This window comes from Streptomyces sp. RP5T (genome assembly GCF_003933965.1).
Classification (GTDB): domain Bacteria; phylum Actinomycetota; class Actinomycetes; order Streptomycetales; family Streptomycetaceae; genus Streptomyces.
Map to the genome: position 1 here is coordinate 1 of NZ_RSAJ01000022.1, position 13,400 is coordinate 13,400.

The window sequence follows — 13,400 nt, forward strand, 5'->3', positions numbered from 1 at the left end:
CCTCTCTTCACATACGCCCCGTCAACCCCACCTGCCCCGCGATCCCCACCGGTGCTTCGCCCTCCGAACCGTCCACCGCCTCAAGGCACCACCGGTTCACCTGCGGAAGAGTCGGCCCGGGCATCCCAAAACCATGGTCAGCAGGGAGCGTTACGGGGAAAATGGGCGTCATGACGTACGAAGGCTCCACCATCGACCCGTCCAAGCCCAGCATCGCGCGCGTCTACGACTATCTGCTGGGCGGCAAGGACAACTACGCCGTGGACCGAGAGATCGGTGACGTGTTCAAACGCGACCTGCCCGGCTCGGTGGCCATCGCCTTCGCCAACCGCGCTGCCCTGACCCGCGCGGTCGGGGAGATCGTGAAGACCACCGGTATCCGGCAGTTCATCGACCTCGGCAGCGGTCTGCCGACCTCGGACAACGTCCACCAGGTCGCGCAACGTCACGCTCCCGAGGCCCGGGTCGTCTACGTCGACATCGACCCGCAGGTCCTCGTCCACGGACGTGCGCTGCTGGAGAAAGACGACCGGACCCGGGTCGTCGCGGTCGACGTACGCGACCCCGAGGCCATCCGCACCCACCCCGAAACCCAGGCTCTGATCGACTTCACCCAGCCTGTCGGCGTCATGTTCAGCGCCATCCTCCACCACGTCAACGACGACGAGGACCCGGCCGGCCTCGTCCGCTACTGGCGCGAGCACGTGCCCTCGGGAAGCCACTTCTTCGTCAGTCACTTCCGCTCCGGCAACAATCCGGAGACGCGGGAGGCCGAGAAGGTCCTCCAGCAGACCTTCGGCCGCGGCCGCTGGCGCACCGACGCCGAGATCGCCTCGCTCCTCGACGGCCTGGAGATCCTGGACCCCGGGATCGTCCCCGCGCCCCTGTGGCACCCGGACGAGGCCGACACCCCCTGGAGCAACGGCGGGGAACGGGAACTCACGGTCTGGGAACACCTCATCGCCGCGGCTCTCGCCCGCAAACCCTGACGGCTGCGGTTGTCCCGGGCTTCACAGCCTCTGCCGACGGCGGCGTGACAGGATCCGAGCGTGACGACCTTGTTCCTGACGGTTGGTCTGCCCGGCGCCGGAAAGACCACGAGAGCCCGGCAGTTGGCCGAGGAGCATTCCGCGCTGCGGCTGACGCCGGACGAGTGGATGCTCCCGCTGTTCGGCGACCCGCAGCCGGACGGCAAGCGCGATGTGCTGGAAGGACGGCTGCTCTGGGTGGGGCTTGAGACCCTGAGGCTGGGAACGAACGTGGTCCTTGATTTCGGATGCTGGTCTCGTGACGAGCGGTCCGCGATCCGTTGGCTGGTGATGTCCGTGGGGGCGTCCTGCCAACTCGTCTACCTGCCGCTGGACCACGAGACCCAACGTGCGCGGGTCGCCCGTCGCCGGTCGACCACTCCCGAACAGACCTTCGCGATGAGCGAGAGGGACCTCGTGCGCTGGAGGACGCTGTTCGAGGAGCCCGACGCCGCGGAACTCGCTGGGCACGCCGTGGGAGATCCGCCTCCCGGGTGGCCAGGTTGGCCGGAGTGGGCCGCCGAACGGTGGCCGTCACTCGCGTGACCGGGCGACTGCGTTCCGGGTCGGTCGAGCAGGGGAATTCCCGCCCGACCGAACCGATACGTCGTTCAGGACCTGTCTCCGCAGCCGGTGGCGTTGTAGTTCCAGAATGCCGCCCTGGTCTGCGGCCCGGCAATTCCGTCGGGGGTTCCCGCGTTTTCCCCGACGGCGTTCAGGAACTTCTGCAAGGCCGTGATCGTGTTGCTCCCGACGACCCCGTCGACGGTGCCCGCGTTGTAGCCCCACGCGTTGAGCATGCGCTGTGCCGCCTTCCAGCTGTTGGTGCCCAGCTGGCCGTCCACGGTGCCGGCGTTGAAGCCCCAGGCGTTCAGGCAACTCTGCCAGTTCTTGGCCCGGTTGGTGTCCAGGCCGAGGTTGTTCACAGCGAGGATCGAGGCACGCGGGCCGCTGACCGCGGCCTTGGTGGCGTGCTGCGGAGCAGCCACACTCGCGCTCGCCCCGGCGAGACCTCCGGCGGCAATGCCGACGACGGCGCTCGCGACCACGAGTGCCCTGGTCAGAGAAGTACGCATTTTTTCCTCTTTCCGATCGACTGCGCGGGAATTGACGCGGCACGACCGTTCCGGCTCTCCGCGCCGACGTAAGCGTGCCAGGGACGCGCTCCCACATCTCACGAAATAGAGGTTCACTTTTTCCGTATGACTCGGATCAGGACAACTCCTCCTCCGGCCCCCGCCACCGTCAGGCGCCGCTCCAGGGGTCCGCCCTGCGCGCCAGCCTCTTCGCGCGGCCACGTACGTCCGCGGGGAGGCGGTGGAGGACCGTGCGGGCTGCCCGGCGAAGGGGCGGGGCCGAGGTGGTGCGCAGGTAGAGGCGGTGTGGGAGCGTGGCCTGGCCCGGTGGGCGTACGGACAGGCGGAGTTGGCCGGCCGAGCCGCTCCAGGCCGGGATCACCAGGTGGGGCGGAGTTCCGACCCGCACCGACCCGAAGCCAAGGCCGAGACCCGCGCCGAGACCGAGATCTGGGGCGGCACCGCGATGTGCGTCGTCGTCGGCGCGTGTCACCCGCGCCCTGCGGCCCACGCCCAGAAGCTGGGCGCTGGCCCACACCACGTGCGTGCCGGGTTCCATGGCCCGTCCGCCGGCCAGGGTGAGGGGGTCGATAGCCGTTTCGCCGCCGAGCACGACGCGATGGCGGCGGTCACCGAGCGGTTGTGTGCGCGGGACCAGGTCGGCGTCCGGGTACCACCACAGGTCCCGGGCCGTGTCGTGGACCAGGAGTTCACCGTGGGCATGGCCGAGGGGGTGCGGGGCCTCCCAGCCCTCGGCGCCCTTGATGCCGGCCAGCAGGTCGGGGTCGAGGAGCATACGACCGTACCGTTCGACGAGCGCCAGGGGCTCGCCATCGCCGCGGCGCATGCCGATCGTGGTGGTGACGTGCAGCTTTCCGTCGCGCCAGCGAATGTCGTCGACGGTGACCTCGGGCCTGATGCGCCGGGTGCGGCGGGCGAGTTCGACGAGGGAGTCGAGGTGGCCCTCCTCCAGCAGGTGCGCCCGGAGCCGGGTGAGAGCGGGAAGGCCGTCACGGACACCTGGCGGATACGCGTCGAGGGCCATGCGGCGTACGACGTCGAAGTAGCGCTCGAGGTTCTTGCCGGTGCGCTGGAGGGCGCGGGGTTCGTTCACCGGGCGCAGCAGTTCGACGCGGTAGGAGCGGCGGAGCAAGTGGTTCTGAAGGGGGCCGGGGTGGGTGTCCTGCTTGATGGCCTCGACGACCGTGCGGAGGTGACCGTAGTACTCCTCCGGGGTGGTGCCGCGGCTGCTGTTGTTGCCACCGTCGTCGCGGCGCTTCCATACGTAGCAGGGGTGGTCGGCGACGATCGAGACCGTCTTGGCGCGCAAGTAGGCCTGGACCATGAAGAGTTGGTCCTCCAGCCGCACCGGGCCCTCGGGAAACCTGAGGTCATGGGCGAGCAGGAAGTCGCGCCGGAACATCTTGTGCGGGGTGAGGCTCTCCATGAGCGGCGCGTCCTCGACCGTGCAGCGCTCCATGGTGCGCTTGAAGACGTTGCTGGGGCCCGCCATGGTGCCGATGACCTTGCCCAGGACGATGTCGGAGTCGTTGCGGTCGGCCATGCGGTAGAGGACTTCCAGGGCCTCTGGGGTCAACTCGTCGTCCTGGTCGACGAATTGGACGTACCGACCGCGGGCTGCCCGGACACCGACGTTGCGGGGTTTGCCGGGCCAGCCCGAGTTCTCCTGGTGGATCACGCGCACATGTGCGTGCTGGTCGGCGAGCGCGTCCAGCCGCTGTGCGGAGTCATCGGTCGAGCCGTCGTCGACGTAGATGACTTCGTACGCCTCCTCCCCCAAGGTCTGGCGTAAGAGTGACGGCGCACAGATGTCGATGTAGTGGCCCGCGTTGTAAACGGGCACCACGATGCTCACCTTGAGCATGAACGCTCCCCCTAAACGGAGACAACGCGTCTCCTGTTGTTCTTTGGACGTTCAGACTCAGGCAAAGGTTGTCCAACCCGAAGCAATCAAACGTTTCTCTCCAGAAGGCGTTTTCGGCGGCGGCCCGGACCACCGGGAGGACTACCGGGAGCCCGCCACGGGCTGCTGCTTGTAGAAGGACTCCTCCAGGTAGACGGCGTCGTGCGGCTGGTAGGGCTCCTCCAGGTAGGCGGCCTCGTCGTCGTCGAGTTCGACGTCCACCGCGGCGACCGCGTCGGCCAGTTGGGCCGGCTTGGTGACCCCGACGACGGGCGAGGTCACCACCGGGTTGCGCATGACCCAGGCCAGGGCGACCTGGGCCGGGGACAGACCTCGCTTGCCCGCGATCTCATGGACGCGCTCGACGACCGCCTGGTCCTCGTCGCGGTAGAGGATCCTGCTGCCCGCGTCGGTCTCCGCACGCGCCGTGGCGGTGTCCCGGACCCGCGTCAGCCTGCCCCGCGCCAGTGGGCTCCACGGGATCACGCCGATGCCCTGGTCGGCGCAGAGCGGGAACATCTCCCGTTCCGCCTCCCGGTGGATGAGGTTGTAGTGGTCCTGCATCGACACGAACCGGGTCCAGCCGTTCAGGTCGGCCAGGTACAGGGCCTTGGTGAACTGCCAGGCGTACATGGAAGAGGCTCCGAGGTAGCGGACCTTCCCGGACCTGACCGCGTCGTGCAGTGCCTCGAGGGTTTCCTCGATCGGGGTGTCGTAGTCCCAGCGGTGGATCTGGTACAGGTCGATGTAGTCGGTCCCCAGCCGCCTCAGGGAGGCGTCGAGCTCGGCGAAGATCGCCTTGCGGGACAGCCCGGCACCGTTCGGACCGGGGCGCATCCGCATCCAGACCTTGGTGGACAGCACGACCTCCTCGCGCCGCGCGAAGTCCTTGACCGCCCGGCCGACGATCTCCTCACTGCTTCCGGCGCTGTACCCGTTGGCCGTGTCGAGGAAGTTGACGCCGCTCTCAAGGGCCTGCCTGATGATGTCCCGGCCGGCGTCCGCGCCCAGAGACCATGGCTCGCCACCGCGGTCCGGCTCGCCGAAGCTCATGCAGCCGAGGGTGATGGCGGAGACTTCCAGGCCGGTCGTTCCGAGTTTGATGTATCGCATGGGGCCCGAACGTAGGCCCTGGAGTGCGCTCCAACGCAAGGAACTCTCGGTCCGGAATTCGGAGGCGGGTGGCAGGTGCGCCTTCGCAGCACCCTCAGTGCCGCCGCGGCCTGACACACCACCACTTCAAAGGTCACCACCTTGACAGGTGACGACAACCGATGGGAATCTCTCGTCACCGCTCAGAACGGTTACTTCTCGGGTGAGGACATCCCATGGCAGTCGTACGCTTCCACCTCGTCTCCCAGCTCGGCCCCAAGGACGTGCTGGGAGTGCTGACCGACTTCGGTCCCGGCCGCGCCCAGGCCTGGCCCACGATCGAAGCCGACCACTTCGAGGTCCACGACCGCGGTGACACCTGGGCCGAGGTCACCGAGGGAACTTCGTCCGCCTGGGAGCGGGCACGCTACGAGTGGGAGCCCGCCGGAGACACGATCACCGTCACCACGCTGGATTCCAAGCTCTTCGGAGCAGGCGGCGGCTGGGTGTTCAGGATGACTCCCGAGGGCGACGGCACCCGGGTCGACGTCGAACTGACGCGGGAACCGAGCACGGTGAAGGGCAAGATGCTCGCCGCTCTCCTGCCATTGGCCGCGGGGTCGCTGCGCAAGTCGTTCGCGGGGCCGCTCCGGGCGACGTGAGCGGGACCTCGCCACGGGCGGCGCGGGTACGGGCCTGCTCGGCGGCCTCCAGGAAGGCCTGGAAGGCGGCCGGGTGCTGGGAACCGTCGGCGCCGTAGCGGAACCGGCGGCAGACTCGGCCGTGCACCAGCCGACTCGGCCTTGCGGGTGGCGTCGAAGGCGAGGGTCCGCGTAGAGATGTGTAGAGATGACGTCGTCCGGGGCCTAATTGACCTCGCCCGAGCGGGACGACGGCTGTTAGGGTCGAGGAGACGTTGACCGTCGATCGAGGAGTCACAGACGTGGTGGGTGAAGACGACATCTCCGGATGAGATCCGGATCTGACGGCCACCGGCCGGCGCCAGAGGGCGCTGCCGAAGTGGTCCGTTTCGTCGACCCTTCTCCCACGTCTGCCCAGGGCAGAGGTATGCGCTCTGCCCTCCGTCCTTTCGAGGTCGCTCCATGTCCGACGCCGCCATCGTCTGCTCGAACCTCTCCTTCGCCTGGCCCGACGACACCCCGGTCTTCCAGGACCTGTCCTTCACCGTGACCCGCGGGCGCACCGGTCTGGTCGCCCCCAACGGCTCCGGCAAGAGCACCCTGCTCAAGCTGATCGCCGGCGAACTGCACCCAGGCAGCGGCTCGTTGACCGTGACCGGCACCCTCGGCCACCTCCCGCAGAGCCTTCCCCTGACCGGCAACCTCACCGTCGCCGAGGTGCTGGGGATCGCCGACGTGATCCGCGCGCTGGACGCCGTGGAGTCCGGGGACGTCGACGAGGAACACTTCGCCGCCATCGGCGACGACTGGGACATCGAGGAACGCACCCGCGCCCAGCTCGACCGCCTGGGGCTGGCCTCGCTCACCCTGGACCGCAGCCTGGGCACCCTCAGCGGCGGCCAGGTCGTCTCTCTCGGCCTCGCCGCCCAGCTCCTCAAGCGCCCCGACGTCCTGCTGCTCGACGAACCCACCAACAACCTCGACGCCGAGGCCCGCCACAAGCTCTACGACGTGCTCTCGGACTTCACCGGTTGTCTGCTGCTGGTCAGCCACGACCGCGCGCTCCTCGACCGCATGGAGCGCATCGCCGAGCTGGGCAGCGACGAACTCCGGCTCTACGGGGGCAACTTCACCGAGTACGAGGACGCCGTGCGGGCCGAGCAGGAGGTCGCCGAGAAGAACGTCCGCAACGCCGAGCAGGAGCTCAAGCGGGAGAAGCGGGAGATGCAGCAGGCTCGCGAACGTGCCGAGCGCCGGGCCGCCAACGCCTCCAGGAACCTCAAGAACGCGGGCCTGCCCAAGATCTTCGCCGGCACCATGAAGCGCGGCGCGCAGGAGGCCGCGGGCAGGTCCGGCACCCTGCACGCCTCCCGGGTCAGCGAGGCCAGGGCCCGACTGGACGAGGCCGGGCGGGCCCTGCGCGACGAGCAGCGCCTCACCCTGGAACTGCCCGACACCCAGGTGCCCGCCGGGCGCAACCTCTTCATCGGCGAGGGAATGCAGGCCCGGCTCGGCGGCGAGAGCGTGTTCGCGGACGGCGGCCTCGACCTGACCGTTCGCGGCCCCGAGCGCATCGCGCTGACCGGGCCCAACGGCGCCGGAAAGACCACCCTGATGCGCCTGATCACCGGCGACCTAGCCCCGGACGGCGGTGCCATCAAGCGCGGCGACGGCCGGATCGCCTACCTCTCACAGCGCCTGGACCTGTTGGACCCGGACCGCACGGTCGCGGAGAACTTCGCCGCCTTCGCCCCCGAACGGCCGGAGGCGGAGCGCATGAACCTGCTCGCCCGTTTCCTCTTCCGGGGCCCCCGGGCCCACCTGCCCGTCGGCGTGCTCTCCGGCGGCGAACACCTGCGCGCCACCCTGGCCTGTGTGCTGTGCGCCGAGCCAGCCCCGCACCTGCTGCTGCTCGACGAGCCGACCAACAACCTCGACCTGGTCAGCGTCGGCCAGTTGGAGGGGGCGCTCAACTCCTACCAGGGCGCCTTCATGGTGGTCAGCCACGACGAGCGGTTCCTCGCCGAGATCGGGGTCAACCGCCGGCTGCGGCTGGCCGACGGCACCCTCACGGAGAGCGGGGCCCCCGAGGTGTGAACCGCCGACGTGTGACGTGGCCCGCGTCCGAGGCGAGATGCCCCGCGGGCCGAACACCGAACACGTTGGACGGTTCCTCATGCCCCAGCACCCTGTGCAGCCCGCGCTCCTCGCCCACGACATCGTCCGCACCCTCGGCGACCGCCGCGTCCTGGACGGTGTCTCCCTGACCGCCGCACCCGGTCGCCGCATCGGTCTGATCGGGGAGAACGGCGTCGGCAAGTCCACCCTGCTCCGCGTCCTCGCCGGCGCGGACGCCCCCGACGCAGGCAGCGTCACCCGCCCCGCCGACCTGGGGTTCCTCCACCAGGAGATGCCCTACGACGGTCACGTCACCATCGCCGCGGTGCTGGACGAGGCCCTGCGAGAGGCCCGCGAGGACCTGGCCGAGCTGGACCGGCTCGGCGCGGAACTCGCTCTCGTCCCCGAGGACGATCCCGCCCACCAGGCTCTCCTCGACTCCTACGGCAGACGCCTGGAACAGGCACAGCACCGCGAGTCCTGGGACGCCGACCGCCGTGCCGCCCTGATGCTGGACGGCCTGGGCCTCGGCGCGCTCGGGCACGACCGCACGCTCGGCTCGCTCTCCGGCGGGCAGCGCGGCCGCCTCGCCCTGGCCGCCCTGCTCGTACGGCGCCCGTCGGCGCTGCTGCTGGACGAGCCGACCAACCATCTGGACGACGGTGCCGCCGCCTTCCTTGAGGAGCAGCTGCGCAACCTGCCCGGAACCGTGGTCGCCGCCAGTCACGACCGTGCCTTCCTCGACGCCGTCTGCACCGATCTGATCGACCTCGATCCGGCGGCGGACGGGCCGGTCCGTTACGGCGGCGGCTACAGCTCCTACCTCATGGTGAAGCGCGCCGAGCGGGAGCGCTGGGAGCGGCGGTACGCCGAGGAACAGCAGGAGTTGGCCGAGCTGCGGCAGACGGCGGCCGTGACCGCACGCCGGGTCGCGCCCGACCGGGGTCCTACCGACAACGAGAAGATGGGCTACGGCCACCGGGCGGGCCGGGTGCAGAACCAGATCTCCCGCCGGGTCCGCAACGCCACCCGGCGTCTGGAGGAGCTGGAGCGCATCCGCGTCGGCGAGCCGCCGCGCCCGCTGCGTTTCGCAGCGGACGAGCTGGCCGCGCGCAACCAAGAGGACGCCGGTCCCTTGGTCTCCCTGCTCGACACACGGGTCCCTGGGCGGCTGGCGGTCGACGGCCTGGAGATCGCACCGGCCGACCGGTTGCTGGTCACGGGCGGCAACGGCGTCGGCAAGTCGACGCTCCTCGCCGTACTCGCCGGGCACCTGCCGGCAGCGGGCGAGGTGCACCGGCGGCGCGGGCTGACGGTGGGGCTGCTCACGCAGGACACGGCGTTCGAGCGCCAGGACCGCACGGTCCGCGACACCTACGAGCAGACTCTGGGCGTCCGACGGGCCGCGAAGGTGCCGCTGAGCTCGCTCGGACTGATGCACGAGGCGGATCTGGACAAGCCGGTCGGCCATCTGTCCGTGGGCCAGCGCCGGCGACTCGCGCTGGCCCTCCTGATCGGCCGTCCGCCACAGCTCCTCCTCCTCGACGAGCCCACCAACCACCTCTCCCCCGCCCTGTGCGACGAACTGGAGGCCGCCCTGGGCCCGGGCCCCGGCGCGATCGTCGTCGCCAGCCACGACCGCTGGCTGCGCCGCCGCTGGCAGGGCCGCGAGCTGCGCCTGAAGCCGGACACCACCCTCGACGGAAACCGGTTGGAGGGGTGACATTCCTTGCGTCCCGCGTAAGTCACCTGTCAAGATGGTGATGTGAATCTTGACCATGTCTTCGTATGCGGGCACCCGGCTCTGGACTTCGCGGCCACGCTCCGCGCCCGGCGCTCGACCCGGTTCGAGATGTTCGCGACGCCGGAGCGCCTGAACGCCTGGTATCTGGAGTCCGGGCTGGTGGACACGGTCACTCCCGCGAGCGAGGACGACGTCCAGGAGGCCACGACCGTACGCGAGGCCGTCTACCGGCTCGTCACCGACCGCCGGCTCGGCGAGGGGTTCGACCGGGAGGCACTCGGCGTGCTCAACGCCGCCGCACGCAAGACGCCCGCGACCCCGCAGCTCACCCTGTCGGGGCGGCACACCGACGCGACGCCCGGACAGGCCCTCGCCACCGTCGCCCGACAGGCCGTCGAGCTGCTCAGCGGCCCCGACGTGCCGCTGATGAAGGAGTGCGGCAACCCCGAGTGCACCCGGGTCTACATCGACCGTTCCCGGGGCATGCGGCGGCAGTGGTGCGGCATGGAGTCCTGCGGCAACAAGATCAAGGCCGCCGCGTACCGCGCCCGCAAGAAGTCCGCGCCCGCGGCCACTCACTGAGCGTCCCACCGAGGCGACCTGTCCGGCCGTCACACTCCCTCCGGATCCAGGCGCATGCCGTCGCGGGGCAGTGCTCGGACGCGCGGTCCGTCCCTGGCACCTGTGACCCACACCACGTCACCGAGACGCATAGCCGCGCGGGGGCCAGTGCCTTTGATGTAGGTGGAGGGGCGGGCACACGCATGACGGAAAACGGGGGCGGGTCTGATGGGGCGGTCGCGGACCGATGAGTTCGACCGGTTCGTGACGGCCCGGTGGCCGGCGTTGCACCATCTGGCGCGGCTGCTCACCGGTGGTGACCGACACCGGGCGGAGGACCTGCTCCAGGAAGCCCTCGTCAAGCTGTGGTTCGCCTGGCCGAGGGTGGCGGGGCAGGCACCCGAGGCGTATGTGCGGCGGATCCTGGTACGCGCCGCCGCACGCTCCGCGCGTCGGCGCTGGTGGGGTGAGCAGCCGGTGGACGAGATACCCGACCCTCCGGCACCGCGCGACGAGTCGGCCGTGGTGGATGAACGAACGCGGCTGGAGGCCGTGTTGGCGCTCCTGCCCGCCCGGCAGCGGGCCGCAGTGGTGCTGCGGTACTACCAGGACCTGCCCGAGCAGCAGGTGGCACGGGCGCTGGGCTGTCCGGTGGGGACGGCCCGTTCCCTCACGTCCCGGGGCGTCGCGCGGCTGCGGCGGCTGATGGCCGAGGCGGTCGAGCCTGTTGAGTGAAGAGGGAGCCATGGATCACTTCGAGCGGGAGCTGGCACGCCTCATGCGTGACGGGCACGGGGACACGCCCTACGAGGAGCGGCACCGGACCCGTCTGCGGGCCGGTGTCCGCGCCCGACAGCGGGTGCGGAGGGTCTGGATGGCCACCGGGTCCGTGCTGTCCGTCGCCGGAATCGGTGTCGGACTGCTGCTGACGCAGGCGTTCGCCCAGGGCGTGTCCAACGGTCCGCACCCCCGGCCGGCCACCTCAGCCGAGTCGGTCCCGGCACCGTCGACGGTCCGTCCCGGCACGACCGCCAAGGGTGTGCCGGTGCCGACACGCGCCTCCGACTCGCCCCGTGCGGCCACGTGGCCGGGTCCGACACGCTGATGCCGGTGATACGCGAGAACGAACCCGCACCGATCGACGGCCACGAGGTGCGCGCGAGTCCCGAGCCGGACTCCTGGGAACGACGGCTGCGGCGTTTCGGATACGCGGGAGGCCCTCGTACGTCCGTGCGCGACCGTCTCGTGGTGCCGTTCCCGCAGGCAGGACTGCGACCGTGGCTGAGCTTCGGCCTGTCCCCGGGAACGGCGGCTCGCCTGGCGCGCTGGTCGGGGTGGGGTGGGCCGCTGGCAGTGGCCCTCTTCGCGGGAGTGCTGCGCTTCTGGCGGCTGGGCGATCCGCGGGCCGTGGTGTTCGACGAGACGTACTACGCCAAGGACGCCTGGGCCATGCTGCGGCTCGGCTACGAGGGCACCTGGCCGGATCGGAAGCTCGCCGACCCGCAGATCCTGGCCCATCCTCAGGTGATCCCGCTCTCCGACGGCGGGGTCTTCGTCGCGCACCCGCCGACCGGAAAATGGGTGATCGCCGCGGGCGAGTGGCTGTTCGGCCTCACCCCGTTCGGCTGGCGTTTCATGTCGGCGGTGCTCGGCACCCTGTCGGTCCTCATGCTGTGCCGCATCGGACGCCGCCTGTTCCGTTCGACGCTGCTGGGCTGTCTGGCCGGGGTGTTGATGGCGATGGACGGTCTGCACCTGGTGATGAGCCGCGTCGCTCTGCTCGATCTCGTCGTGTCGTTCTTCGTGCTGGCGGCATTCGGATGCCTGCTCATCGACCGCGACGGCGCGCGGGCCCGGCTCGCGGCGGTTCTTCCGGTGGCGGAGGACGGCCGGGTGCGCCCGGACGAAGGCATCGCCGACCGCGCGGGAACAGGGGTGCGCCCTTGGCGACTCGCTGCCGGCGTCCTCCTCGGGCTCGCCGCCTCGACCAAGTGGAACGGCCTGTACTTCCTCGTGTTCTTCGTGGTGCTCACACTGGCGTGGGACGTCGGTGCCCGGCGGGTGGCGGGGGCGCAGCGGCCCCGCCGCGCGGTGCTGCGCCGGGATGCCGCCTGGTCGCTGGTGTCCCTGGTCCCGGTCGCCGTCATCACGTACGTGGCGACCTGGACGGGCTGGTTCCTGTCCGACGACGGGTACGGCCGTCACTGGGCGGACGGACGCGGCGGTCCATGGGCCTGGATCCCGGCGCCGCTGCGGAGCCTGTGGCACTACGAGCATGCGGTGTACGTGTTCAACGTGGGGCTGCACTCACCCCACAAGTACGAGTCCAATCCGTGGAGTTGGCTGGTTCTGGGCCGCCCCGTGCTGTTCCACTACGAGTCGCCGGAGCCCGGGGTGGACGGGTGTCGCACGACCGTCGACTGTTCGCAGACGATCCTCGCACTGGGGACGCCGGTGCTGTGGTGGTCGGCGTGCGGTGCACTCGCCTATCTGCTCTACCGGTGGGCGCTGCGGCGTGACTGGCGTGCGGGAGCCGTCCTGTGCGGCGTGGGGGCGGGCTATCTGCCCTGGTTCCTGTACCAGGACCGGACCGTCTTCTCCTTCTACGCCGTCGTGTTCGTGCCCTACCTGTGCCTGGCCGTGGCGATGACGCTGGGCGCGCTGTCGGGTCCGCCCGGTGCGACGCGCAGACGCCGCGTACGGGGTGTGGTGGCGGCGGGCGCGCTGGTACCGCTGATCGCCTGGAACTTCCTCTACTTCTTCCCGCTCTACACCGGCCGGACGATTCCCTACGCCGACTGGCACGCCAGGATGTGGCTCGACACCTGGATATGAGTCCGCCGACGGGTCGAGGCGCTGCCGTGTGGCCCCCGCACCGGGCGCCCCGGTGCCGGAGCGACGGGCGGGTGCCTACAAACCGAGGTCGAGGGCCAGGCAGGAGTAGAACTTCCATGAGCCTTCAGGGTTGTACGATCCGTTCGCCGCGTCGGCCGGAGACGCCTCGGCCGCTTCGGTCATGTCCTCGAAACGTATGCGCTCGGGGAGCTTGCCGAATCGCGCGTGCCGTACTGCCGCCTCGGCGGCTTCCGCGCTGAGCCCCTGGTTCATGACCGTGCTCCACTTCGTCGTTCGTGGACGGCGCCCTGATCGGTCGCCCCGGACGCGTCTCAGCTTGCCCGCGCTCGCGTCACCTGTCAAGCCGGTGACGCTCGGCGA

General features: G+C 70.2%; 13 protein-coding genes and 1 pseudogene. 9 read left to right on the forward strand and 5 right to left on the reverse strand.

Annotated features, from left to right (window positions below):
* Nucleotides 1-170 precede the first annotated feature (170 nt).
* Both EHS43_RS04270 and EHS43_RS04275 read left to right on the forward strand, forming a co-directional pair.
* Entirely contained in the window at nt 171-989 is an 819-nt protein-coding gene (locus tag EHS43_RS04270) for an SAM-dependent methyltransferase (RefSeq protein ID WP_125189172.1), read from the forward strand.
* A 60-nt stretch (nt 990-1,049) separates the two neighbouring features.
* Entirely contained in the window at nt 1,050-1,574 is a 525-nt protein-coding gene (locus EHS43_RS04275; RefSeq protein WP_125189173.1) for an ATP-binding protein, read from the forward strand.
* A 65-nt stretch (nt 1,575-1,639) separates the two neighbouring features.
* Here EHS43_RS04275 and EHS43_RS04280 read toward each other — a convergent pair whose 3' ends face one another.
* The 3 genes from EHS43_RS04280 to EHS43_RS04290 all read right to left on the reverse strand — a co-directional run bounded on the left by EHS43_RS04280 (nt 1,640) and on the right by EHS43_RS04290 (nt 5,141).
* Complete coding sequence (locus EHS43_RS04280; protein ID WP_125189174.1) at nt 1,640-2,104, reverse strand: peptidoglycan-binding protein; 465 nt, start codon at nt 2,102-2,104, stop codon at nt 1,640-1,642.
* A 169-nt stretch (nt 2,105-2,273) separates the two neighbouring features.
* Nucleotides 2,274-3,989, reverse strand: coding sequence for a glycosyltransferase (locus EHS43_RS04285; protein ID WP_125189175.1), 1,716 nt, complete (start codon nt 3,987-3,989; stop codon nt 2,274-2,276).
* Between the two features lie 141 nt (nt 3,990-4,130).
* Nucleotides 4,131-5,141, reverse strand: coding sequence for an aldo/keto reductase (locus EHS43_RS04290; RefSeq protein ID WP_125189176.1), 1,011 nt, complete (start codon nt 5,139-5,141; stop codon nt 4,131-4,133).
* Nucleotides 5,142-5,356: 215 nt separating this feature from the next.
* Here EHS43_RS04290 and EHS43_RS04295 point away from each other — a divergent pair, with 215 nt between their 5' ends.
* Nucleotides 5,357-5,782, forward strand: a complete 426-nt coding sequence (locus tag EHS43_RS04295) for a hypothetical protein (RefSeq protein WP_125189177.1) — start codon at nt 5,357-5,359, stop codon at nt 5,780-5,782.
* A gap of 7 nt (nt 5,783-5,789) precedes the next feature.
* On the opposite strand, the pseudogene EHS43_RS47400 reads toward EHS43_RS04295, so the two are convergent.
* Nucleotides 5,790-5,897, reverse strand: a pseudogene (locus tag EHS43_RS47400) (alpha/beta hydrolase); the annotation flags it as partial.
* Nucleotides 5,898-6,223: 326 nt separating this feature from the next.
* On the opposite strand from EHS43_RS47400, the gene EHS43_RS04305 reads away from it, so the two are divergent.
* From EHS43_RS04305 to EHS43_RS04330, 6 genes are all read left to right on the forward strand, one after another.
* A complete protein-coding gene (locus EHS43_RS04305; protein WP_125189178.1) occupies nt 6,224-7,858 on the forward strand; it encodes an ABC-F family ATP-binding cassette domain-containing protein in 1,635 nt (544 codons plus the stop codon).
* A 79-nt stretch (nt 7,859-7,937) separates the two neighbouring features.
* Entirely contained in the window at nt 7,938-9,602 is a 1,665-nt protein-coding gene (locus tag EHS43_RS04310; RefSeq protein ID WP_125189179.1) for an ABC-F family ATP-binding cassette domain-containing protein, read from the forward strand.
* A 42-nt stretch (nt 9,603-9,644) separates the two neighbouring features.
* Entirely contained in the window at nt 9,645-10,205 is a 561-nt protein-coding gene (locus EHS43_RS04315; protein ID WP_125189180.1) for an ABATE domain-containing protein, read from the forward strand.
* A 207-nt stretch (nt 10,206-10,412) separates the two neighbouring features.
* A complete protein-coding gene (locus tag EHS43_RS04320; protein WP_125189181.1) occupies nt 10,413-10,919 on the forward strand; it encodes a SigE family RNA polymerase sigma factor in 507 nt (168 codons plus the stop codon).
* A 10-nt stretch (nt 10,920-10,929) separates the two neighbouring features.
* The gene (locus EHS43_RS04325) at nt 10,930-11,289 is read left to right on the forward strand and encodes a cellulase (protein WP_125189182.1); all 360 of its coding nucleotides are present in this window, start codon (nt 10,930-10,932) and stop codon (nt 11,287-11,289) included.
* A gap of 47 nt (nt 11,290-11,336) precedes the next feature.
* Nucleotides 11,337-13,019 carry a dolichyl-phosphate-mannose--protein mannosyltransferase gene (locus tag EHS43_RS04330; protein WP_260470380.1) on the forward strand — a complete coding sequence of 561 codons (1,683 nt, stop codon included), beginning with the start codon at nt 11,337-11,339 and terminating at the stop codon, nt 13,017-13,019.
* A 75-nt stretch (nt 13,020-13,094) separates the two neighbouring features.
* Here the strand turns inward: EHS43_RS04330 and EHS43_RS04335 are convergent, their stop codons facing one another.
* Nucleotides 13,095-13,292, reverse strand: coding sequence for a hypothetical protein (locus EHS43_RS04335; RefSeq protein ID WP_125189184.1), 198 nt, complete (start codon nt 13,290-13,292; stop codon nt 13,095-13,097).
* Between the last annotated feature and the right edge of the window lie 108 nt (nt 13,293-13,400).

Excerpts from the sequence above, each read along its gene's own strand:
- EHS43_RS04310 (WP_125189179.1), top strand. The coding sequence starts at position 7,938 with ATGCCCCAGCACCCTGTGCAGCCCGCGCTCCTCGCCCACGACATCGTC.
- EHS43_RS04335 (WP_125189184.1), bottom strand. The coding sequence starts at position 13,292 with ATGAACCAGGGGCTCAGCGCGGAAGCCGCCGAGGCGGCAGTACGGCAC.
- EHS43_RS04270 (WP_125189172.1), top strand. The coding sequence starts at position 171 with ATGACGTACGAAGGCTCCACCATCGACCCGTCCAAGCCCAGCATCGCG.
- EHS43_RS04280 (WP_125189174.1), bottom strand. The coding sequence starts at position 2,104 with ATGCGTACTTCTCTGACCAGGGCACTCGTGGTCGCGAGCGCCGTCGTC.
- EHS43_RS04305 (WP_125189178.1), top strand. The coding sequence starts at position 6,224 with ATGTCCGACGCCGCCATCGTCTGCTCGAACCTCTCCTTCGCCTGGCCC.
- EHS43_RS04325 (WP_125189182.1), top strand. The coding sequence starts at position 10,930 with ATGGATCACTTCGAGCGGGAGCTGGCACGCCTCATGCGTGACGGGCAC.
- EHS43_RS04285 (WP_125189175.1), bottom strand. The coding sequence starts at position 3,989 with ATGCTCAAGGTGAGCATCGTGGTGCCCGTTTACAACGCGGGCCACTAC.
- EHS43_RS04295 (WP_125189177.1), top strand. The coding sequence starts at position 5,357 with ATGGCAGTCGTACGCTTCCACCTCGTCTCCCAGCTCGGCCCCAAGGAC.
- EHS43_RS04290 (WP_125189176.1), bottom strand. The coding sequence starts at position 5,141 with ATGCGATACATCAAACTCGGAACGACCGGCCTGGAAGTCTCCGCCATC.
- EHS43_RS04320 (WP_125189181.1), top strand. The coding sequence starts at position 10,413 with ATGGGGCGGTCGCGGACCGATGAGTTCGACCGGTTCGTGACGGCCCGG.